The 21041-nt window shown below is 64.3% G+C and carries 17 protein-coding genes; 9 read left to right on the top strand and 8 right to left on the bottom strand.

The window, feature by feature from the left end:
• The first annotated feature begins 40 nt into the window (after positions 1-40).
• The gene (locus EHH60_RS07380) at positions 41-952 is read left to right on the top strand and encodes a LysR family transcriptional regulator (protein ID WP_124158792.1); all 912 of its coding nucleotides are present in this window, start codon (positions 41-43) and stop codon (positions 950-952) included.
• 20 nt (positions 953-972) lie between these two features.
• Here the strand turns inward: EHH60_RS07380 and EHH60_RS07375 are convergent, their stop codons facing one another.
• Both EHH60_RS07375 and EHH60_RS07370 read right to left on the bottom strand, forming a co-directional pair.
• The gene (locus tag EHH60_RS07375) at positions 973-1593 is read right to left on the bottom strand and encodes a TetR/AcrR family transcriptional regulator (RefSeq protein WP_124158791.1); all 621 of its coding nucleotides are present in this window, start codon (positions 1591-1593) and stop codon (positions 973-975) included.
• A 64-nt stretch (positions 1594-1657) separates the two neighbouring features.
• Positions 1658-2191 carry a PaaI family thioesterase gene (locus tag EHH60_RS07370; RefSeq protein WP_199751335.1) on the bottom strand — a complete coding sequence of 178 codons (534 nt, stop codon included), beginning with the start codon at positions 2189-2191 and terminating at the stop codon, positions 1658-1660.
• Between the two features lie 156 nt (positions 2192-2347).
• On the opposite strand from EHH60_RS07370, the gene EHH60_RS07365 reads away from it, so the two are divergent.
• The 3 genes from EHH60_RS07365 (at position 2348) to EHH60_RS07355 (ending at position 5997) form a co-directional block, all read left to right on the top strand.
• On the top strand, positions 2348-3118 hold the full coding sequence (locus tag EHH60_RS07365) for an enoyl-CoA hydratase (protein WP_124158789.1): 771 nt from the start codon (positions 2348-2350) through the stop codon (positions 3116-3118).
• A gap of 277 nt (positions 3119-3395) precedes the next feature.
• Complete coding sequence (locus EHH60_RS07360) at positions 3396-4592, top strand: acetyl-CoA C-acyltransferase (RefSeq protein WP_124158788.1); 1197 nt, start codon at positions 3396-3398, stop codon at positions 4590-4592.
• A 115-nt stretch (positions 4593-4707) separates the two neighbouring features.
• The gene (locus EHH60_RS07355; protein ID WP_124158787.1) at positions 4708-5997 is read left to right on the top strand and encodes an MFS transporter; all 1290 of its coding nucleotides are present in this window, start codon (positions 4708-4710) and stop codon (positions 5995-5997) included.
• A gap of 139 nt (positions 5998-6136) precedes the next feature.
• Here the strand turns inward: EHH60_RS07355 and EHH60_RS07350 are convergent, their stop codons facing one another.
• Positions 6137-6631 carry a hypothetical protein gene (locus tag EHH60_RS07350; protein WP_124158786.1) on the bottom strand — a complete coding sequence of 165 codons (495 nt, stop codon included), beginning with the start codon at positions 6629-6631 and terminating at the stop codon, positions 6137-6139.
• Positions 6632-6988: 357 nt separating this feature from the next.
• Here EHH60_RS07350 and EHH60_RS07345 point away from each other — a divergent pair, with 357 nt between their 5' ends.
• Complete coding sequence (locus EHH60_RS07345; RefSeq protein ID WP_124158785.1) at positions 6989-8464, top strand: FAD-binding oxidoreductase; 1476 nt, start codon at positions 6989-6991, stop codon at positions 8462-8464.
• A gap of 920 nt (positions 8465-9384) precedes the next feature.
• Here EHH60_RS07345 and EHH60_RS07335 read toward each other — a convergent pair.
• From EHH60_RS07335 to EHH60_RS07325, 3 genes are all read right to left on the bottom strand, one after another.
• A complete protein-coding gene (locus tag EHH60_RS07335) occupies positions 9385-11082 on the bottom strand; it encodes a GMC family oxidoreductase (protein ID WP_124158784.1) in 1698 nt (565 codons plus the stop codon).
• A 285-nt stretch (positions 11083-11367) separates the two neighbouring features.
• Positions 11368-12927 (bottom strand): acyl-CoA carboxylase subunit beta, encoded by a 1560-nt coding sequence (locus EHH60_RS07330; RefSeq protein WP_124158783.1) that lies wholly within the window; start codon positions 12925-12927, stop codon positions 11368-11370.
• Positions 12857-13831 carry an IclR family transcriptional regulator gene (locus EHH60_RS07325; protein WP_199751334.1) on the bottom strand — a complete coding sequence of 325 codons (975 nt, stop codon included), beginning with the start codon at positions 13829-13831 and terminating at the stop codon, positions 12857-12859. Before EHH60_RS07325 ends, EHH60_RS07330 begins: the two co-directional genes overlap by 71 nt.
• 94 nt (positions 13832-13925) lie before the next feature.
• On the opposite strand from EHH60_RS07325, the gene EHH60_RS07320 reads away from it, so the two are divergent.
• The 4 genes from EHH60_RS07320 to glsA all read left to right on the top strand — a co-directional run bounded on the left by EHH60_RS07320 (position 13926) and on the right by glsA (position 19666).
• Entirely contained in the window at positions 13926-14147 is a 222-nt protein-coding gene (locus tag EHH60_RS07320; RefSeq protein WP_124158781.1) for a biotin/lipoyl-containing protein, read from the top strand.
• Positions 14148-14313: 166 nt separating this feature from the next.
• A complete protein-coding gene (locus tag EHH60_RS07315) occupies positions 14314-15480 on the top strand; it encodes a TAXI family TRAP transporter solute-binding subunit (RefSeq protein ID WP_124158780.1) in 1167 nt (388 codons plus the stop codon).
• Positions 15481-15724: 244 nt separating this feature from the next.
• Positions 15725-17797, top strand: a complete 2073-nt coding sequence (locus tag EHH60_RS07305) for a TRAP transporter permease (protein WP_124158779.1) — start codon at positions 15725-15727, stop codon at positions 17795-17797.
• A gap of 21 nt (positions 17798-17818) precedes the next feature.
• The gene (gene glsA / locus EHH60_RS07300) at positions 17819-19666 is read left to right on the top strand and encodes a glutaminase A (RefSeq protein ID WP_124158778.1); all 1848 of its coding nucleotides are present in this window, start codon (positions 17819-17821) and stop codon (positions 19664-19666) included.
• A gap of 242 nt (positions 19667-19908) precedes the next feature.
• Here the strand turns inward: glsA and EHH60_RS07295 are convergent, their stop codons facing one another.
• Together EHH60_RS07295 and EHH60_RS07290 are read right to left on the bottom strand one after the other, a co-directional pair.
• Positions 19909-20211, bottom strand: a complete 303-nt coding sequence (locus tag EHH60_RS07295; protein ID WP_124158777.1) for a nucleoside triphosphate pyrophosphohydrolase family protein — start codon at positions 20209-20211, stop codon at positions 19909-19911.
• A gap of 26 nt (positions 20212-20237) precedes the next feature.
• Positions 20238-20765 (bottom strand): carboxymuconolactone decarboxylase family protein, encoded by a 528-nt coding sequence (locus EHH60_RS07290; RefSeq protein ID WP_124158776.1) that lies wholly within the window; start codon positions 20763-20765, stop codon positions 20238-20240.
• Positions 20766-21041 lie beyond the last annotated feature (276 nt).

Below are 21041 nucleotides of genomic sequence, written 5' to 3'. Positions count from 1 at the left end.
AGGATTCAAGTCTGAGATAATGCACCATAGATGTGCGAAAATGCTGGATCAAGGCGCTATCGACTGGGACGACTTTCGCTTCGTGCTGGCCATCGTGCGGGGCGGCTCGGTCTCGGCTGCGGCAAAACAGCTCGGCGTCGACCATGCCACGGTGATCCGCCGCGTCGATCGGCTGGAAAAGCACCTTTCGGCCAAGCTGTTTGACCGCCGCAAGACCGGCTACCTCCTCACCGAGGCCGGCCAGCGCGTCGCCGACAGCGCGGAAGCGATGGAATCGACCATCGTCGCCAACCAGGAGCAGGTCGGCGGCTCCGTGGCGCGGCTGACCGGCACGGTGCGGATCGGCGCGCCTGATGGCTTCGGCACCGCCTTCCTGGCGCCACGGCTGGCGCCGTTCGCCGACCGCTATCCCGATCTCGATCTGCAACTTGTAGCTACTGCGCGGCTGTTCAGTCTCTCCAAGCGCGAGGCCGACATCGCAATCAGCCTGACCATGCCGAAGGAAGGCCGCATCGTCGGCCGCAAGCTGCTGGATTATCGCCTCGGCCTCTACGCCGCGCCAGCCTATCTCGACCGCTTTCCGAAGATCTCCTCACGGCAAGACCTGCTGCAGCACCGCTTCGTCGGTTACATCGAGGAGCTGCTGTTCACGCCGGAGCTCGACTATCTGCCGCAGGTGTCGCCGCGGATTTCCGCGCGCTTTCGCAGCGCCAATCTGATCGCGCAGCTCAATGCTACGCTCTCGGGCTTCGGCATTGCGGTACTGCCGCATTTCATGGCGAGCGATCATCCGCAGCTCGTTCCGGTGTTGCCGGACGACATCTCGATCATGCGGACATTCTGGATGCTGATGCACGCCGACAGCAAGGACCTCGCTCGGATCAGGGCAGTGGCGGACTACATCAGCGAGATCGTCGAGCGCGAGCGGACGCTGTTTGCTGCGGGACGGTGAACGCCACTGCCGAGCTCGGCCTAACTCTGCTTCACCTTCTTCGCAGCAGGCGACTTCGGCTCGCGCTTCAAACCCCCGAGCGCGCTGTCGCGGCCTGCCTTCAGCACCTCGTCCGACAATTCGTTCGATCCCGCGATGCGCGCCAGCAGCATGGTGCCGACCATGGTCGCCAGCGTCGCGATCGCCTGCTTGCGCGCGGCCTTGCGCGGCATGTTCGGGACATAGTCGGTCATCATCTCGATCATCTGGTCGAGCTTGCCGGCAAAGGCCTTGCGAGTCTTCGGGCTCTCGCGGGCGATCTCGGCGCCCAGCGCGGGAATCGAGCAGCCATGGCCGGGATTGTCGCGATGCAGCGTGGAGAGATAGCTTTCCGCGACCAGCGCCAGCCGCTTTTCAGGAGCGGCCTCGCCGGTGAGCTTGCGCCAGTGCTCCATCGAGCGGTCCATGGCATAGCCAAAGGCCTCGATCACCAGCGCCTCGCGGGAATCGAAATGCGCGTAGAAACCGCCATGGGTCAGGCCCGCCTCCTTCATGAGATCGGCGACGCCGATGCCGTGGGCACCCTTCTCGCGCAGCCGCACGGAGGCCTTCTTCACGATGCGGTCGTGGGTTTCCTGCTTGTGTTCCGGGGAATAGCGCATGCTGGTCTCATTGGATGTCGGAGATCATCTCATAGCACGGAAGTCGACCTTACGGTGCATTAATTCATGTTAAGTTGTTGCCTATCATGGAGAAGGTTGCAGTTGCATGCACCGCCAGGGCTCCCTTCCCGTCGCGGACGAAACCTTCGGTGTAGCTGGTCTGGCGTCCCAGCTTGATGACCTTGCCTTCGGCCGAGATCAGCCCGGAACGAACCGACAGCGGGCGCAGGAACGTCAGTTTCAGGTCGAGCGTCACCGAACTCTCCCCCGCTTCCAACCGGGTCGAGATCGCGCATCCCATGGCGGTATCGAGCAGCGCCGCTGCGGTCGCGCCGTGCAGGAGGCCGATGGTATTTTCGAGATCTTCGCGCGGCTCCAGTTCCATGACGATCCGGCCCGGCTCGACAACGGCCATGATGAACCCGATCAGCTTCGCGAAAGGCGGCGGCGGCAGCCGGCCGTCGCGAATGCCCAGCATGGCGTCCATGCCCGACAGGCCCATCGCCGCTTTCGCGACCGGCGCCGGCACCTGCCAGTCCACCACGCGCTCCCGCCGCTGCGCCGGCGAAAACAGGGCGATTTGATCGATGTCGGTCATGACCACCTCATTGAATGACATGTGTCATACTATGCCACGGACTTCGCGCTGGCAACTCGGTCGCGCGGGCCTGCTTGACAAGCCGGGCGTTTCGGCCCGGAAGTGATCCCGACCAGTGCGCCTCGCACGCGTCCACGAAAGCTTCGAGATGCCCCGATGGAAATGCTTAACAACCACTGCGGCGTGACGCGCGATACGCGCGGCATCGTTCATGTTGCCATCTGCAACGCCGGCCCGCTCAACATTCTCGGCTCGCCCGTCACCGATGCCGTGCGCGAAGGCCTCCAGAAACTCGCGTCCGACCGCAGCATTCGGGTCGTGGTGCTGCGCGGCCAGAGCGAGAAGAGCATGATCGGCGGCGCAGACATCAAGGAGATGGCCAAGCTCGACCAGAGATCCGCCGAAGCCTTCATCAGCCGCCTGCGCGATCTCTGCGAGGCCGTGCGCAAATTCCCTGCCCCGGTGATCGCACGGATGCCCGGCTGGTGCCTCGGCGGCGGGCTCGAAGTGGCCGCGGCCTGCGACTTCCGCATTTCCGCGCATGATGCGCATTTCGGCATGCCGGAGGTACGCGTCGGCATTCCCTCGGTGATTCATGCCGCCCTCTTGCCGCGCCTGATCGGCTGGGCCCGCGCGCGCTGGCTGGTGATGACGGCGGAGAACATCGACGCTCCGACCGCGCTGGCTTGGGGACTGATCGACAAGGTCGCGCCGGACGGCGAGCTCGATGCCGTGATCGAGCACACCGTGAAGGCGCTGCTCGAATGTGGCCCCGAGGCGCTGCGATCGCAGAAGGCACTGCTGCGGCAATGGGAGGAACTTCCGCTGACGGAGTCGGTGAATCTGAGCGTCAAGGTGTTCGGCGAATCGTTCCTGACCGACGAGCCGACGCGGCTGATGGGCGCGTTTGTGAACCGGAAGCGGTAGGCGCAGGTTTCCGCGCCGCAGACGCAGCGCAGCGCCCCCTTGGCGGGCGCGCTGCTGAGCCGGGGCCCATGCACCGATGAGGTCGGCGCGAATCTGGGTCCCGGCTCTGCGTCGCAACGTTGCACGTCGCGCCGCGTCCGGGACACGGACGAGGAAGTCGTCCCACGACCAAATCTCATCTGAACCACGACATTTTCTCATCCCTGGCGCGGTTGCATTTTTTGCGTCGCATCATATGATGACCATAATCTTACCCGTCACTGCAGGGAGTTCCGTCATGGCTCAAGCCGCCGATCCCGTCGTCATCGTCTCCGCCGCCCGCACCCCGCTCGGCCGCTTCATGGGCGAATTGTCGCCGCTCCCCGCCCACAAGCTTGGATCGCACGTGATCGGCGCGGCGTTGGAGCGCGCCAAGCTCGCCCCCGAAAAGATCGACGAGGTCTTCATGGGCTGCGTGCTGCCGGCCGGACAAGGCCAGGCGCCGGCGCGCCAGGCGGCTCGCAGCGCCGGTCTGCCCGATGCCACCGGCGCGACCACGGTGAACAAGGTCTGCGGCTCCGGCATGAAGGCGACCATGCTGGCGCACGATATCATCCGCGCGGGCTCGGCGGAGATTGTCGTCTCCGGCGGCATGGAGAGCATGAGCAACGCGCCGTATCTGCTCGCCAAGGCGCGCGGCGGCTATCGCGTCGGTCATGACCGCATCATCGACCACATGATGATGGACGGGCTGGAGGACGCCTACGAGACCGGCCGCTCCATGGGCGATTTCGGCGAGGCGACGGCGGAAGCCTATCAGTTCACCCGCAAGGACCAGGACGCCTATGCCATGGAGACGCTGAGCCGCGCGCGCAAGGCGGTCGAGAACGGCGCATTCAAGGCCGAGATCGCGCCGGTCACGTTGACCGAAAAGGCCGGCCCGCGCGTCATCGCCAATGACGAGCATCCGCTGAAGGTTGACCCCGCCAAGATTCCCGGGTTGAAGCCCGCGTTCCGCGCCAACGGCACCATCACGCCGGCGGCCTCCTCCGCCAACGCCGACGGCGCCGCTGCGCTCGTGCTGACGAAGCGCTCGCTCGCCGATCGGGGCGGCCTGCCTGTTCTTGCCCAGATCAAGGGCCACGCCACTCACAGCCAGGAGCCGCAATGGTTCACCACGGCGCCGATTCCGGCGATCCGCAAGCTGCTCGACAAGGTCGGCTGGGCTGCCTCCGATGTCGACCTGTTCGAGATCAACGAGGCGTTCGCCGTGGTGGCCATGGCGGCGCAGCGCGATCTCGGCATTCCCCGCGAGAAGCTGAACATCAATGGCGGCGCCTGCGCGCTCGGCCATCCGATCGGTGCCACCGGCGCGCGGCTGATCGTCACGCTGCTGCATGCGCTCGAGGCGCAGAACCTCAGACGCGGTATTGCCGCGCTCTGCATCGGCGGCGGCGAAGCCACTGCGATCGCGGTGGAGCGGCCGGCGCACTAACCGTCCGTCATGGCCGAAATTAAGGGAAGTCTGTCATTTCAGACTTCCCTCGCCTGTGCCAGAGTGTAACGATGACGCGAGTCCTCCGGGGCTCGCCAACCAAGATTGAGGCCCAATGATTTCGAGCTGGCTCGCGGCAACGCTTTCCCGCCGCAACATTCACTACGGCTGGGTGATGGTCGGTGTGACCTTTCTCGCCGCGCTGATCAGCGCCGGCACGGTCGGCGCGCCAGGTGTGTTCATCGTGCCGCTTCAGAAGGAGTTCGGCTGGAGCACGGCGGAAATCTCCTCCGCGTTGTCGATCCGCTTCATCCTGTTCGGGCTCATGGCGCCGTTCGCGGCCGCCCTGCTCAACCGCTACGGGCTGCGCAACGTCACGCTCGCCGCCCAGCTGATCGTGGTCTCGGCACTGGTGCTCTCGCTTGGCATGACCGAGGTCTGGCAGCTCGTCGCCCTGTGGGGCGTGGTGATCGGGATCGGCACCGGCATGACCGCGCTGGTGCTCGGCGCGACCATTGCCACGCGCTGGTTCGCAGCAAGACGCGGCCTCGTCGTCGGCATCATGACCGCGAGCGTCGCCACCGGCCAGCTCGTGTTCCTGCCGCTTTTGGCAAGCCTCACCGACCATTACGGCTGGCGGCTCGCACTCGGCTTCGTCTGCGTCGCGCTCGGCGTGTCCGCGATCGCCGTGCTGCTGGTGATGCGCGACCGGCCGAGCGACGTCGGCCTGCGCCCGTTCGGCGATGAAGGTAGTGAGCCCCTGCCGGCCCCGTCGGTCAGCCACGGCACGATCACGGGCGTTGCGCTCGGCACGCTGCGCGATGCCTCGAAATCGACGGCGTTCTGGATCCTGTTCGCGACCTTCTTCGTCTGCGGCGCTTCGACCAACGGCCTCGTCCAGGTGCACCTGATTCCGATGTGCCTCGATTTCGGCATCCCGCAGGTGCAGGCGGCGAGCCTGCTGGCTGCGATGGGCATCTTCGACTTCTTCGGCACCATCATGTCGGGCTGGCTGTCGGACCGCTACGACAATCGCTGGCTCCTGTTCTGGTATTACGGCCTGCGCGGGCTCTCCCTGATCTTCCTGCCGTTCAGCGATTTCTCGTTCTACGGGCTCTCCGTCTTCGCAATGTTCTATGGTCTCGACTGGATCGCCACGGTGCCGCCGACGGTACGCCTCACCGCGCAAAAATTCGGACCCGAGCGCGCCAATCTGGTGTTCGGCTGGATCTTCGCCGGCCATCAGCTCGGCGCGGGCGCTGCAGCGTTCGGTGCCGGCTTCTCGCGGACGGTCTATGAGAGCTACCTGCCTGCGTTCTTCATTGCAGGCGCGCTGTGCGTGTTCGCCGCGCTGATCGTGCTGGCGCTGTCGCGGCAGCCCAAACCGCAGCCCGCGATGGCGTAGTCTCCGATCGTGCTGGTGACGCCGAACACGGCGGCGTCACCGATCCGCTCGAGCCGGCGACCCCCTCGAGCACCCGGCACGCCGAGGGCGGAGAGCGATTGCCGTATATGGAAGATTATGACGGCCACGAGGATTGGCGTCACTTCGAGTCCTTGTTCAATTCGATCGCGACCTCCGACATCCAGGACCCCGGCGCTTCCATCAGGAAGGATTGACGATTGCTCCTGGTCTGGGTCGTCACCAGTGCGGCCACCGTGTTTCCCTCGATTCGCGCCTCGATCAGGGAGTCCTTGTTCGTGCCGTAGACCTTGCCGCCTTGTCGGTATTCGCTCTCGAACCAGTTGCCGGAAAGCTCCGTCCCGCTCTGCTCGATGTTCGCGGACAGGACCATTTTGTACGCATCGCTTGCGCAGCGCAGATTGATGGTCAACGACCGTCCCGGTCTGGTGACGTCGTACGCCACTTTGCACCGGACCTTCTCGCGTGGTCCATCGGACGGCTTCATCGTGCCGACACCCGACCAAGCGCCGGCCAAACCGTCGAACACCGGCTCTGCGCGCAACGGGCTGATGCCGGCGAGCACGAGGCAGGCCACGCCAATGCCCATGTGCGCCGCCGAAAACTTCAATAGCATTCTTCCGATCCTGATCCGCAAAGTCCGGGCGCGTCCTACGCTCGAATAGCCACGGGATGTTGGCGAGGATGTTTAGTAATGTTGCAAAGCTTCCCTGAACGTTGCCGGGATCGGGATAGGTCGCAGTCCGGCGTCCGCATCTTGCGGAACAACTGAAGCAAGATCGATGGCGGCGATACACGCCGAAGAGGAAACACCGCGATCCGACCTCGATGACCGGCCCGGGACGTTGGTGACGCACCCGTGTGCGTCCACAGGTCGGGCTACATTCCCGTTAGACTCCGCAGCCCAAACGTGGACAATAGCCTCCGCACGTTACGTGCGCAGTGCACACCAAGATGCGCCAGAGGAAACAAAATGCCGGCTGCCTTCCTATCCTCCGATCCCATCATCCCGACCGCTCCTTTGACCTCCGGGATGCGCGGCGCGTTGCGCGCGATCGTGGGCGAGAAGGGCCTGATCGAGGACGAACACGGCAAGCAGCCGTTCGTGACGGATTGGCGGGGATTGCTCGTCGGCGGCGCCGGCGCCATCGTTCGTCCCGGCAACACCGAGGAGGTCTCGAAAGTGGTCCGGCTGTGCCATCAGCACGGCGTCGCGATCGTGCCGCAGGGTGGCAACACCGGCCTGATGGGCGGGGCGACGCCCTGGCCGGCGCATACCGGCATCGTGCTGTCGCTGGGCCGCATGAACCGCGTGCTGGACGTCGATGCCGTCGGCTACGCGATGACGGTCGAGGCCGGCTGCGTGTTGCAGACCCTTCAGGAGACAGCCGCCGAGCACGACAGGTTCCTGCCTCTCAGTCTTGGCGCCCAGGGCTCGTGCATGATCGGCGGCAATCTCTCGACCAATGCCGGCGGCGTTCAGGTGCTGCGCTATGGCAATGCCCGCAACCTCGTGCTGGGGCTCGAAGTCGTGTTGCCCAACGGCGAGGTCTGGGACGGATTGCGCGCGCTCAAGAAGGATAATACCGGCTACGACCTCAAGCACCTCTTCATGGGGGCCGAAGGCACGTTGGGCATCATCACCAAGGCTGTGCTCAAGCTATGGCCGGCGCCGAAGGACGTCTGCACCGCATGGCTGGCGATCCGGGATCCACGCGCGGCCCTGGAGATCCTGTCCGAAGCCCATAGCGCCTCCGAAGACAATGTCGGCTCCTGCGAGCTGATGAGCCGCAGCGCAATCGACATGGTGCTGCGCCATATTCCCGGCACCCAAGATCCGCTCAAGGCGGAGACCCCATGGTATCTTCTGCTCGAGTGGTCGTCCGCGCGGGCACGCCGGGATGGGGCCGAGGGCATGTCCGAGAAGCTGGAGCAGTTTCTCGCCGATCAGCTCGAGGCCGGCCGCGTGCTCGATGCCGCGATCGCTCACACCGTCGGCCAGTCGCGCAACATGTGGCGGATCCGGGAGGGTGTGGCCGAGGCCTCCCGCGCCGAGGGACCGGGGCTGAGCTACGACGTCTCGGTGGCGATCTCTCGTATCCCGGAGTTCATCGACAAGGGGACCAAGGCGGTGCTCGACATTCTCCCGAGCATCAGGCCCTACCCGCTCGGACACATCGGCGACGGCAATCTGCACTTCTCGTTCATGGGACCGGTCGGCATGGATCAGCAGACACTGATCCAATACAAGGGCGCCATCACGCGGGCCGTGAACGATCTCATCACCTCCATGGACGGCTCGATCTCGGCGGAGCACGGCATCGGCATCGAGAAGCTCGATGAGCTCAGCCACTACCGGTCGAAGACCGAGCTCGACATCATGCGCACCATCAAGCGCGCGCTCGATCCGCAGAACATCATGAATCCCGGCAAGGTGCTGCGGCTGTGACCCAAGCTCGGCCCAACGCCGGCGATTGGTCCAGCGTGGCAGGGTCGCAAAGATGTTGCGACCCATCCATGGTCATGTCGAGGTAGTGTTCGCTGTGCTCAGGCCACCGAACCGCCGCGGGGGTTGACGATCGTATAGCCTCGCAATGAACGTGCGTGGATTCGCGTCGCGCGCCCGCCCGAGTTGGCGTCATAGGCCATCCAGACGTCGCCCCCGAGGTGCTGCTCCAGGACGAAAACGTGTCCTCGTCGCGCAGCGACCATTCCTGGTGCGGGTGATGTCCGCGGAAAGCGCAGCCAGTTGGACGCAAGATTCAATTCCGGCACAATACGGCCAAACACGCGCAGGGCCGCGCCGCAGCCGCAGAAGGACGAAGGACAACCGGCCGGGCGACCACCGACAATGCGAGCGCCGGAGACACCGGAGACGGTCGCCGACGTGGCGGTGCCCCCTGCATCAGTCACTGTCAGTTGCGTCGATCGGTAGGCTTGCAGTGGGGACCTGGAAACCGGTGAATATCTGGAAGCCAGTGAGGATCGCGAAGTCCGCTCGCGTCGCGTCTGCGAATACGAGAAGTCGCAGGGCATTGTGACATTGCATTCAGGAGCTTGATGAATGCGATAAGGCCGTGCTTCCGAAGCGACAGAACCCAGAACAATGAAGAGGCACGCAGAAAATACTCGCTTGAACATTGCAGGACTCCAAATGAGAGACCCCGCCCCGGATGATGACAAACAAATACAGTTTGGCTGAAATGGGCCTAAAGAGCGGCTGAAAATGGCTGCATTGCGCGACACGACCTGCAATCGTCTCATAGACTACGCGTAGCGGCTGAGATGATTAACTCGCAGCGCACGAATGCCCGCTCAGCGCGTCGAGCTTGCGGCATGCAATCAAGTCAAGACAGAACCCACTGCCGCTCACTGCATCATCGCGGCTGCGATCTTCTCCGCCGACATCAGCACCGGAAAATTGGTGTTGGCGCATGGCACCACCGGGAAGATCGAGGCGTCGACGACGCGCAGGCCCTGGATGCCCTTGACCCGGCCCTGATTGTCGACCACCGCCATCGGATCGTCGGCGCGGCCCATGCGGCATGAGCAGGAGGCATGCCATACGCCGATGGTTGCCTTGCGCACGAAAGCTTCGAGGGCCTCGTCGTCGTTCATCACCTGATCGAAGGTGAAACCTTCCACCACGAAATTGTCGATCATGTAGTGGCGCAGCGCCGCCGGCCCGTCCATCAGGGCCGCGGCGATCTTGGTCAAAATCCTGTTCCTGGTATTGACCACGCCGATCTTGCGGACCTTGTCGGTGTAGGCGGCCGGGAACGGCTTGTCCGTCACCTTCTTCACGATGTCGCTCATTTGAATGGCCGCCATCTTGCGGAAGCCGCTCATCAGGCGATCGAGATCGCGCCGGTCGGACAACAGATTGAACTCGACGATCGGCTCCGCGGCAGGATCGCGCGAGGCCAGCTCGACCTGTCCGGTCTCGGAATAGGTCTTGTTGACGAAGGTCAGGAGCGAGCCGATCTGCTCGCCGACCGCGTGCCAGGCCGACTTCGAGAGCAGGACAACGAACATGTCGCCGTTCGGCACGCCGGCAAGACCGGAGGAATAGCGCAGCCCGAGCTGCATGTGGCGCCTGGTGTGCTCGTTCATGCGGGCGCCGCGGCGAACGAAGGACGACAGCGAGATCGAGGGATGATCCATCAGGCGCTGGCCGACGCCCGGCAAGCCCATCAGCACGGGAATGCCCATGTCCTTGAGGTGACCGACCGGGCCGATGCCGGCGCGAAGCAGATGCGCCGGCGAATGGATGGCGCCGCTGGAGAGAATGATCTCGCGTCCGCGGAATTCCTGCTCGCGTCCGTCGACTGTCGCCTTCACGCCGACGCAGCGCGTGCCTTCGAACAGCAGCTCTCGCACCTGCGTGTTGGTGGAGATCGTGAGGTTGGTGCGTTTGCGGGTGTCGCGATCCAGATACCCCATCGCCGCCGAGACGCGCTGCTCGGCCTGGTTCGAATGCGTCACCGGGAAATAGCCGTCGACGAATTCGCCGTTCTGGTCCGGCAGAAACCGGTGACCGGCCTGCTGAAAGGCTTGCGCGAACGCCTCCGAATGCCGCGTCCAGTGCTCCCGCGGAATGCGGCGCACCGGGATTCTGCCGTCCTTGCCATGGTACGGTCCGTCGAAATCGAGGTCGTGCTCGACCTTCTTGAAGAAGGGCAGCACGTCATTCCAGCTCCAGCCTTCGGCGCCCCGCGCTTGCCATTCGTCGTAGTCGGTCGGTGCGCCGCGATTGGCCATCTGACCGTTGATTGAGGAGCCGCCGCCGAGCACCCGCGCCTGCTCGTATCTGCGCAAGGGAGGACGCGCTTCGTTCGGATTGTTGTAGCTGATGACCTGCGTGGTGACCTTCAGTTCAGTCCAATGGAAGCGCGGATCGAAATAGGCGGTTCCGGGATAGCTGTCCCTGATCTCGGCCGGCTCATTGCCGGGCGGCGTGTCCTGCCCGGCTTCGCACAGCAGAACCTTGTTGGCGCTCCTTGCGGAGAGCCGGTGGGCAAGCACGGACCCCGCCGAGCCGCCGCCCACGATGATGAAGTCGTACACGATTGACGTTTCCTCTTGTTCTTGTTGGGGGAGCTTAGCGCGTTATTGTTTTCGACTGGAAGGGGTTTGGATTTGTCGACGCCGCACCTCGTGTCCCGGACGCGCTGCAACGCTAAGCGATGCGGCGCTGAGCCGGGACCCAGCAGGCTGCGAGCACGGTGCTGCATGGGCGCCCCGGCTCTGCGGCGCACCGCTGCCGGACGATGCTTCGCATCGCCGGGGAAACACTGCGCTTCGTCCGGGGCAAGAGGGTCGTCTTTGGCAGACACCTGCGACAACATCGCTTTACGGCCGGATCGAAAAATTCTCCGGCGGTCCCGGCTTTCGCAGCGGCTCCGCCAGCCGCGCGAACTCGCACAGCAGCGACCGCGTCTTCCTGGGATCGATGATCTCCTCGACCCAGAACTTTTCGGCCGAGCGGAACGGGGAGCGCAGCTTGTTGAGCCGCTCCTCGATCTCCTTCAGCTTCGCCGTCTTGTCCTCTGCGGCGTCGATGTCGGCGCGGTAGGCCGCTTCGATGCCGCCTTCGAGCGGCAGTGAGCCCCAATAGGCCGACGGCCAGGCATAGCGGATCGAAAAGCGGTCGGCGGGCTGATGCACGACGCCTGCGACGCCGAAGGCGTTACGCAGGATCACGGTGCACCAGGGCACCGTGGTCTGGTTGACCGCGGCCATGGCGCGGACGCCGTGGCGGATGGTCGCCGCCTTCTCGGCATCGAGGCCGATCATGAAGCCGGGGCAATCCATGAGATAGACGATCGGCAGATGGAAGGTTTCGGCGAAGTCGACCCAGCGCACCACCTTCTGGCAGGCATCGGCCGTCCAGGAGCCGCCATAGTGAAAGCTGTCGCTGGCCAGCAGCAGCACCGCCCTGCCCTCCAGCCGGGCGAGGCCGACAATGACCGGCTTGCCGAAATTCTTGGCAACCTCGAAGAACGAGCCCTTGTCGACGACGGACTCGATGATCGGCCGCATCTTGTAGACCTGCTTGCGGTTGCGCGGCACCGCATTCATCAGCGCTTCGTCGCCGCGCTCCGGATTGTCGGTGCACGGCAATGTCGGCGGCAGCTCGTAGACCGACGACGGCAGATAAGAGAGGAAACGACGCGCGCAGGCGAACGCCTCCTCCTCCGTGTCGACGGCGTGATCGACCGCGCCGGCGCGGGTCTGGATGTCGGCGCCACCGAGCTCCTCCTTCGTAAGATCCTGACCCAGCGCCTTCACAACCGGCGGGCCAGCGACGAACATCGCGGACTTCCGGGTCATGATGGAATAGTGGCTGGCGGCAAGACGCGCCGCACCCAGGCCCGCCACCGAGCCGAGGCCGAGCGCGACCACGGGCACGCGCGACAGGTTTTCCGTCGTGAAGCGATACCAGCGCGTGCCGCCGATGCCGCCGGGCAGGTTCGCCGCGCCCTTGGTCTCGATGGTCTTGACCGAACCGCCGCCGCCGGAGCCCTCGATGATGCGGACGATGGGCAGGCGGAAATCGTGTGCCATCTCCTCCGCCATCAGTGGCTTTGCGGAGATCGACGCATCGGCCGAGCCGCCGCGCACGGTGAAATCGTCGCCGACCACGACCACGGTGCGGCCGTCGACGCGCGCGCGGCCGAACACGCAGTTCGCCGGGGTCAATTTCTGCAGTTCGCCGCTGGAATCGTACTCACCGATGCCGGAGACGGCACCGATCTCGTGAAAGCTACCTCTGTCGATCAGCTTGTCGATACGCTCCCGAACAGTCAGCCGGCCCTGGTCATGCTGTCGCTTGACCTTGTCAACGCCGCCCATCTCCCGCGCGAAGGCTTCGCGCCGGGCGAGCTCGTCGAGTTCCGGCTTCCAGTTCATTCACTCCCTCCGAATTGATCGGCTTGTTATTGTTGTGCACGGCCATGGCGACCGGTTTGCGCGAGATGCGGTTGTTGAAGGCGTCGCCTTCTGCGCCTTCCATCAGGCTGCCGAGCGAGCGGCCAAGCTCGAGCATCCGCGGGGCGACTTCGTCATGCAGACGCTGCTCGTCATACATCGCAGCCAGGAGGCCGATCGTGATGACGACGAAGGTCTGGTATTGCGGCGACCAGATCGGCACCGCGAGGCCGTTGATATGCGGGCTCCAGAGGCCGCAGGCCACAACATAGCCGCGCTCGCGCAACGACTCCCGGTTGGCCTCGATGCGGGGCTTGAGAATCTTCGCGGCCTCGGGGGCTTCCCGCTCCATATCCGCGACGAAGGCGTCGCCGACTTCCGGCGCCAGGGCCGCGGTGTAGGCCGCGCCCGCGGCGGTCGACGCCATCGAGATGCGGCTGCCGGTGCCCTCGTGCAGGCCGAGTGCGCTCGCCGAGCGCGCGAACAGGAGATAGACGAGATGGAAGCGATCGGGGACGACGAAGCCGACGGTGCCCGGCAGTTGCTCGGCCACTTCCTGCAGCCGCTGGCGGATCATGCTGCGCAGCTGCGCGCCCTTCATCATCGAGGCGCTCATCGCCACCGCGCTCGGGCCGATGCGATATTTCTGATCGCGCGGCAGATAGACCAGCTGGCCCATGCGGGTCAGCGTGTGCGTGAGCCGCGACACCGTCGAACGCGGCAGACCGCAGCGGTTTGAAATCTCGAGATTGCCAAGCCTGCTATCGTGGCCCTCGAAGCATCGCAACACGTCGAATGCGCGCGAGACCACCTGGATGACATCACCTTCGCCGGCATCGCCAGCGAGCGCGCCTTGCCTACTCAACCGCTCCGATCGTCGTCCCATGTTCCCTACCACTTGTTCCGCTGTGCGGAATTAAATTCCACTTGCAGACGACGCTACCTCAGGCATTTTGCGACGACAACAAAAAGGCGATGGCATGCCAGAAATTAAGATCGTCACGGAGATCGCGGGACGCGTCTGCGCGACTCCCGTGCAAGTTGGAGGAACCGTTGCGGATGGCGATGACGTTGTAGTTGTCGAAGCAATGAAGATGGAGATCCCGATGCCCTCACCAGCGAGCGGCATAATCACATCGCTTCTGGTGAAGCTCGACGATGTCGTTGCCGAGGGACAGGCTATCGCGATCGTCGCGAACTGACTGTATTCTCCGCGGTTTCCGCGACAATCTGTCAGGCTCATTCCCGCATGCAAGGTACAGCGTTGCCATCGCCTGATCGCGGTGACATGATCTGTTGCAAACAAAACGTTGTTTCAAACAAAGAAAGAAACTCCTCGCGACAAAGCGAGGATCATTGGAGGGAAACATGCTTCGTGGGCTGCTCGTGCTCGCGCCTGCCTTGGTGGCAGGCATTTCTTTTGTGTCTACACGCTACTCGTTCGCCGAAGACATCAAGCTGCCGGCGACACTGACCTTCACGGCCTATGACACCGGCACCGCCGGCTTCAACATCGCGGTCGGCGTCGGCAAGATGATGAAGGACAAGTACGGCACCGACGTGCGCGTGCTCCCTGCAGGCAACGACGTCGCCCGCCTCGCGCCATTGCGCGCCAAGCGCGCGGCCTCATCGGCGATGGGATCGGGCACCTACTTCGCGCAGGAAGGTGTGTTCGAGTTCGGCTCGAAGGAATGGGGGCCACAGGCGCTCCAGATCCTGCTCTCGACCGTCGACTGCAATTGCGGCTCGCTCGGGGTCGCCGCCGACACCGGCGTGAAGGAGCTGAAGGACCTCAAGGGCAAGCGCGTCGGCTTCGTGGTCGGCTCTCCCGCGTTGAACCAGAACTCGCTCGCGGTGCTCGCCTTCGCCGGGCTGACCAAGAACGACGTCAAGGCCGTCGAGTTCGCGAGCTATGGCGCGATGTGGAAAGGCCTGATCAACAACGATGTCGATGCCGCCTTCGGCACCACCATCACCGGTCCCGCCAAGGAGGCCGAGACCTCGCCGCGCGGACTCATCTGGCCCCCGCTGCCCGCCAAGGACAAGGAAGGCTGGGCGCGGATGCAGAAGGTCGGCTCGTTCTTCTTCCCGCAGCTTGCGACCTGCGGGGCCGGCATCTCGCCGGAGAAACCGGTCGAGCTCGGCAACTATCCCTATCCGATCTTCGTCGCCTATGCTTCGCAACCGGCCGATCAGGTCTATGCGATGACCAAGGCGATGATCGTGAACTACGACGCCTATAAGGACTCCGCGCCCGGCGCCGGCGGCCTTGCGGCCGACCGCCAGACCAAGAACTGGGTGGTGCCGGTGCATCCCGGCGCGGTGAAGGCGCTGAAGGAGGCCGGACAATGGAGCGACGCGCAGGAGGCGCACAACGCCAACCTGATCAAGCGACAAGAGGTGCTGGCGGGCGCGTGGGCCGATTACGGCAAGTCCAGTCCGCCCGCGGATGACAAGGCTTTCCTCGACGGCTGGATGAAGGCGCGCGCCGCCGCGCTTGCCAAGGCCGGCATGCCGAACGGGTTCGAGGACTAGAGGGCGGTGTTGTTGGGCTTGATGGCTGAGCCGCGAGAAGTGCGCTCCCTCTCCCGCTTGCGGGAGAGGGTTGGGGAGAGGGTGTCTCCGCAATGGGACAATCCCCCAGAGGAGAAAGCCCTCACCCGCGCCTTCGGCGCGACCTCTCCCGCAAGCGGGAGAGGTCAACGAGCCAGCGGGCCCGATCGAGTCAACCAACGTGCCGTCGCCTAATTATCCTACCAGCCCAGACGCGGGATCGGTGATGTCTTCTGCCCCTACCTCCACCGTCCCGCAAGACGAGACCAAGCGGGTCGTGTTCGACGATCCGCATGGCGCTGCCGGCAACATGCAGGAGGCGGAGGTCACGCGCGTGCGCGCACTTCGCGGTGCCTGGCGCTGGGCGCTGGTCGCCGCGACCGCGGCAACGATCCTGCTCTGTATCAATCAGCAATTCTCGCTACGCTTCTTCATCGGCTACACCCAGCTCAATACGGAGTATTTCTACCTCCTGATCGCGTTGATGCTGCCGTTCACCTTCCTGATCTTTCCGGGCACGCCGCGCGCGCCGCTCGATCGCATTCCCTGGTACGACCTCGTCCTGTTCGTCGCGACCTTCGCGGCAGCGCTTATGCTGATGCTGAACGTGCGCAAGGCGGCGGAGGCCGGCTGGGAATTCGGCGGCGCGCCGACCAGCGTGATCGCCGCCGGCCTCGTGATGTGGGCGATGCTGATGGAGGCGCTGCGCCGCACCGGCGGCTGGAGCCTGCTCTTGAGCGTGTTGCCCTTCACGGTCTATCCGCTGTTCGCCGAGGCCGGTTGGCTCGGGCCGTTCCGCGGCACGCAATCGACGCTGGAGCAGGCGACTGCCTATCACGTGCTGTCGGGCGAAAGCCTGCTCGGCATTCCCATCCAGGCCTTTGCCGACACCGTGATCGGCTTCCTCGTGTTCGGCACCGCGCTGATGATGACGGGGGCCGGCAAGTTCTTCATCAACCTCGCCTTCGCGCTGTGCGGCACGTTCCGCGGCGGCGCAGCAAAAGTCTGCATCTTTGCCAGCGGCCTGCTCGGCATGATGTCGGGCTCGATCATCTCCAACGTGCTGACCGCCGGTACCATGACAATCCCCGTCATGAAGAAGAGCGGTTTTCGCGCCTCCTATGCTGCCGCGATCGAGGCCTGCGCCTCCACCGGCGCGGTGCTGGCGCCGCCGGTGATGGGCGCCACCGCCTTCGTGATCGCGCAGTTCCTCAATGTCAGTTACGCCGACGTCGCAATCGCCGCGATCCTTCCGGCGGTGCTCTATTACATCGGCCTGTTCATGCAGGTCGACGCCTATGCAGCCCGCCACAAGCTGAAGGGCATCCCGCGCGCCGAGCTGCCGCGGATCATCGATACGATCAAGGACGGCTGGTACTACGTCTTCGTCATCGCGCTCCTGATCGTGATGCTGCTCTACTTCAAGCGTGAGAGCCACGCGCCGTTCTATGCGACCGCACTGCTCCTGGTTCTCAACCAGCTCTTCTCCCAGGACACGCGCTGGACGTTGGCGACGATCGGAAAATTCCTTGAGGTGAACGGACGTACCTTCGTCGAGCTCGTCGGCATCCTCGCCGGCTGCGGCCTGCTGATCGGCGCCTTCTCGATGACCGGCGTGGTCTCGAGCCTCGCCAACGACCTCTTGCATATCGCCGGCGACAATCCCTTCCTGTTGCTGGCGATGTGCGCCCTCACCAGCCTCATTCTCGGCCTCGGGCTGACGACGACCGCCTGCTACATCTTCCTCGCCATCCTGGTGGCGCCCGCGCTGGAGAAGCTCGGGCTCAACCGCATGGCCGTGCATATGTTCATCTTCTACTGGGGCATGTTGTCGTCGATCACCCCGCCGGTCGCGATCGCCTCCTTCGCGGCCGCAGGCATCGCAGGTTCGCCGGCGATGAAGACGGGCTGGGAATCGATGTGGGTCGGCAGCATCATCTATTTCCTGCCGTTCTTCTTCGTGCTTAATCCGGCGCTGGTGCTGCAAGGGCCGAGTCCCTATCTCGCCGGCCTCGGCCTGATGGGGCTCGCCGCCTTCGGCACGCTGTTCATCTGTGGCGGCATCCAGGGCTACCAGCCCTTCGTCGGCGATCTGCGCGGGGCCGGCGTGCTGGAATGGCCCATTCGCGTGCTGCTCGTGATCGGCGGCTTCGTGGTGGCGACCCCAGGCGGCGGGATCATGCCGCTGTCGCAGATGCAAGTCACGATGCTGGGGCTGGCGATTCTGCTGCCAACGCTTCTGCTTGCCCTGCTGCTGCGGCGGCAGACGATCGTTCCGGACGGGTTGCGCGTGCCCTGATTGCGTTGCACAAGAGAGGCGATGACGCCACATTCGCCTCTCGAAACCGCCTGGACCCGCTCGAAACCGCCTTTGCTGCGGTTTCTGAACAATTGCCTGAGCGAGTTCGCCGCCGAGACCTCAGGCAAGGTCGCCGACTACATTCCAGAACTGGGCAAAGCCGATCCTGCTTATTTTGGCATCAGCCTGGCGACCCTGGACGGCCATGTCTATGAAGTCGGCGACAGCCGGGTGCCTTTCACAATCCAGTCGATGTCCAAGCCATTCGTGTTCGCACTGGCCCTGGACCTGCTCGGTGCCAGCCGCGTCGAGAGCGCGATCGGCGTCGAGCCCTCCGGCGACCCCTTCAACTCGATCCGGCTCAATTCCGAGAACCATCCGTTCAACCCGATGGTGAATGCCGGCGCGATCGCCTGCACCGGGCTGATCTACGACAGCACGGGCGCGGACGCCTTCGAGCAGATTCGCGCCGCGCTCAGCCGCTTTGCCGGACGCGACCTCGCGCACGACGAGGCTGTCTATGCTTCCGAAAGCCAGACCGGCGACCGTAACCGCGCCATCGGTTATCTGCTCAAGACAAATGCGGTGATCTCGGACAATGTCGCCGGCGTCCTCGACGTCTATTTCCGGCAATGCGCCGTGCTGGTCACCGCGCGCGACATCGCGGTGATGGCTGCGACGCTCGCCAATCGCGGCATCAATCCTGTCACGGGCGAGCAGGTTCTCAGCGCTTACGCGATCTCGCGCACGCTCTCGGTGATGACGTCGTCGGGCATGTACGACTATGCGGGCGAGTGGATCTACCGCATCGGCATTCCCGCCAAGAGCGGCGTCGGCGGCGGCATTTTGGCGGCACTCCCCGCCCGCCTCGGGCTCGGCAGCTATTCGCCGCGCCTCGACAAGCACGGCAACAGCGTGCGCGGCATCAAGGTGTGCGAGGCGCTGTCCTCGCACTACGACCTGCACATGCTCAACCGCAGCGACGATGCGCGCAACGCCGTCATCGCGGACTACGACATCGGCAAGAGCCCGTCGCGCCGCGTGCGCCGCCCGCAGGAGCGCGAGATCCTGGCGGCGCACGAGCAGGAGGTGCGGATCATCGAGCTGGTCGGCACGCTGTCGCTGTCGGCCGTCGACTACGTCTCGCGCCGGCTGGCGGGACGACCGCGGCCGCAATTCGTGATCTTCGACCTTCACCGCGTGACCTCGACCACGCGCGCCGGCGCGCGGCTGGTCGCCGAAGCGTTCGAGGAGCTTGCGGCGCTGAACGTGACCGTCGTGCTGTCAGGCGTCAGGCGTGCCTCCAAGGAATGGAATACGTTGCGCGAATGGACCGCCGAGCTGAAGAACGTCCGCGATTTCTACCTGCTCGACACCGCGATCGAATGGGCCGAAGACCAGATCGTGTATCGCTACGGCGGCTCGATCGATTTTCACGAGACCACCGAGCTCGCCGAGCAGCCATTGCTGGCGGGACTGAGCGAGGAAGAGCTGACCGATCTGGCCTCGCTCTGCGCCATCAGAACCTATCAGTCCGGCGCGAAGATTCTCACGACCGGCGATCCTGCCGATACCTTGTACTTCCTGCGCAGCGGCGCTGTGCACGTCACCTTGCCCGACGGCATCAGGCTGGCGACGCTCACCGCCGGCATGGCGTTCGGCGAGATGGCACTGCTGGAGCAGATCCGCTCCGCCGACGTCTTCGCCGACATGGCGGCAACCGCATTCGAGGTGCCGCTGAAGGATTTCGAGCGCTTCCGCAAGCAGCACCCACGCGCCAGCGAATGCATCATGCGCAACCTCGCCCGGCTTCTGGCCGACCGCCTGATCGTCGCCAACGCCAAGGTCGATATTTTGACGGCCACGTGAGCGGCGACGCTCTTGCATTCTTCGCGAGCTGAGCAAGCGCCTCGTCCTTCGAGACAACCGCGTAGCGGTCTCCTCCGGATGAGGCTAAGCAGCATCGGCGCACGTTGAACCAACAGCCGCGCATACGGTCCTCATCCTGAGGGCCCGCCAACGGCGGGCTTCTCGAAGGATGGCTACAAGGGAGATCGCTTCCACCCTGCCGATGGGAGAGATCGATCCGGACTCCAACCCAGAGACCGGGCTCAGCGGCTCGCCGCTTCGCTCAGCCGCCGCTTGACTTTGGCAGCGCTGGCCTCGAGCAATTCGGATGGCTTCTGGCCGGTCGCGGCGCACAGGCAGGCCCAGTAGTAGATGACATCGCCGAGCTCATCGACGAGGCCCGCCTTGTCGAGCCAATCATCGCGCAGGAGCTTCTTGATGTGATCGGCGACCTCGCCGGATTCACCGGCAAGGCCAAGACCGAGGTAGGACAACCGCTCGTTGGACGGATGCTCGTCGACTTTGGCAACGCCAGCGGCCCAAGCCGCATATTCATCGATCGTCATCAGCTTCCCTCGCCGCTTCTGTCTGATCAGCCCACCACCTCAGTGACCGGCTGGAGGTCGATCTCGAACGTCTCGAGGAATTTCGAGGTCATGATGTAGAAGCCGACCGAGAGCTGCAATTCGACCAGCGCGGCCGGTGTCAGCTTCGATGCGATCGCCTTGAAGGTCGCATCCGTCGGCTTCTTCAGCTTCACGATCTCGTCGGTGAAGGCGAGCGCAGCGCGCTGCACCTCATTGAAGCAGGACGCCGCCTTCCAGTTCTCGAGCGCCTCGTTCTGCTCGTCGGTGACGCCGACATTCTTGCCGATGCGCTTGTGCGCGACGATCTCGTACGGCGCCTCGCACAAGATGCCGGTACGGGTGATTGCAAGCTCGCGCACGATGGGATCGAGCTCGCCCTTGTGCCTGATGGCGCCCCCTAGGCGGCAGTACTGCTCGAAATAGCTCGGCGAGTGCGCCATCATGCGGAAGATGTTGGCATGACGGTTCTTGTCGAGGATTTCGCGGGTGCGGTCGGATGCCTTGGACGGGTCGCTGTACTGAATACGGGCCATGATTTTCCTGAAGTTTTCCCTGAGCTTTTGATGCTTTTTGTCATTGTGGGGATAAGTTCCCAAAGACTCTATTCGCGGGCGGACGCAGGAGCAACATCATCGAGTCAAATTGCCGCCGCATTGCTGATCGACCCTGAGACAGTCGATATTCGCCGCGTGGGGACAGATCGCGGTGAATACTCGAGAGTGGGGTGTTCCGAGTAAAAACAATTGGCCGTCGGGTGCGCTCACCGCGCAACGATGAGTCACGCCCAAGTCTAGGGAGAAAACGGCATG

The sequence above is a fragment of the Bradyrhizobium sp. RP6 genome, from assembly GCF_003837805.1.
In the GTDB taxonomy this organism is placed as follows: Bacteria; Pseudomonadota; Alphaproteobacteria; order Rhizobiales; family Xanthobacteraceae; genus Bradyrhizobium.
The sequence above is the reverse complement of the archived record's forward strand: the minus strand, read 5'-3'. Positions and strand labels throughout refer to the sequence as shown.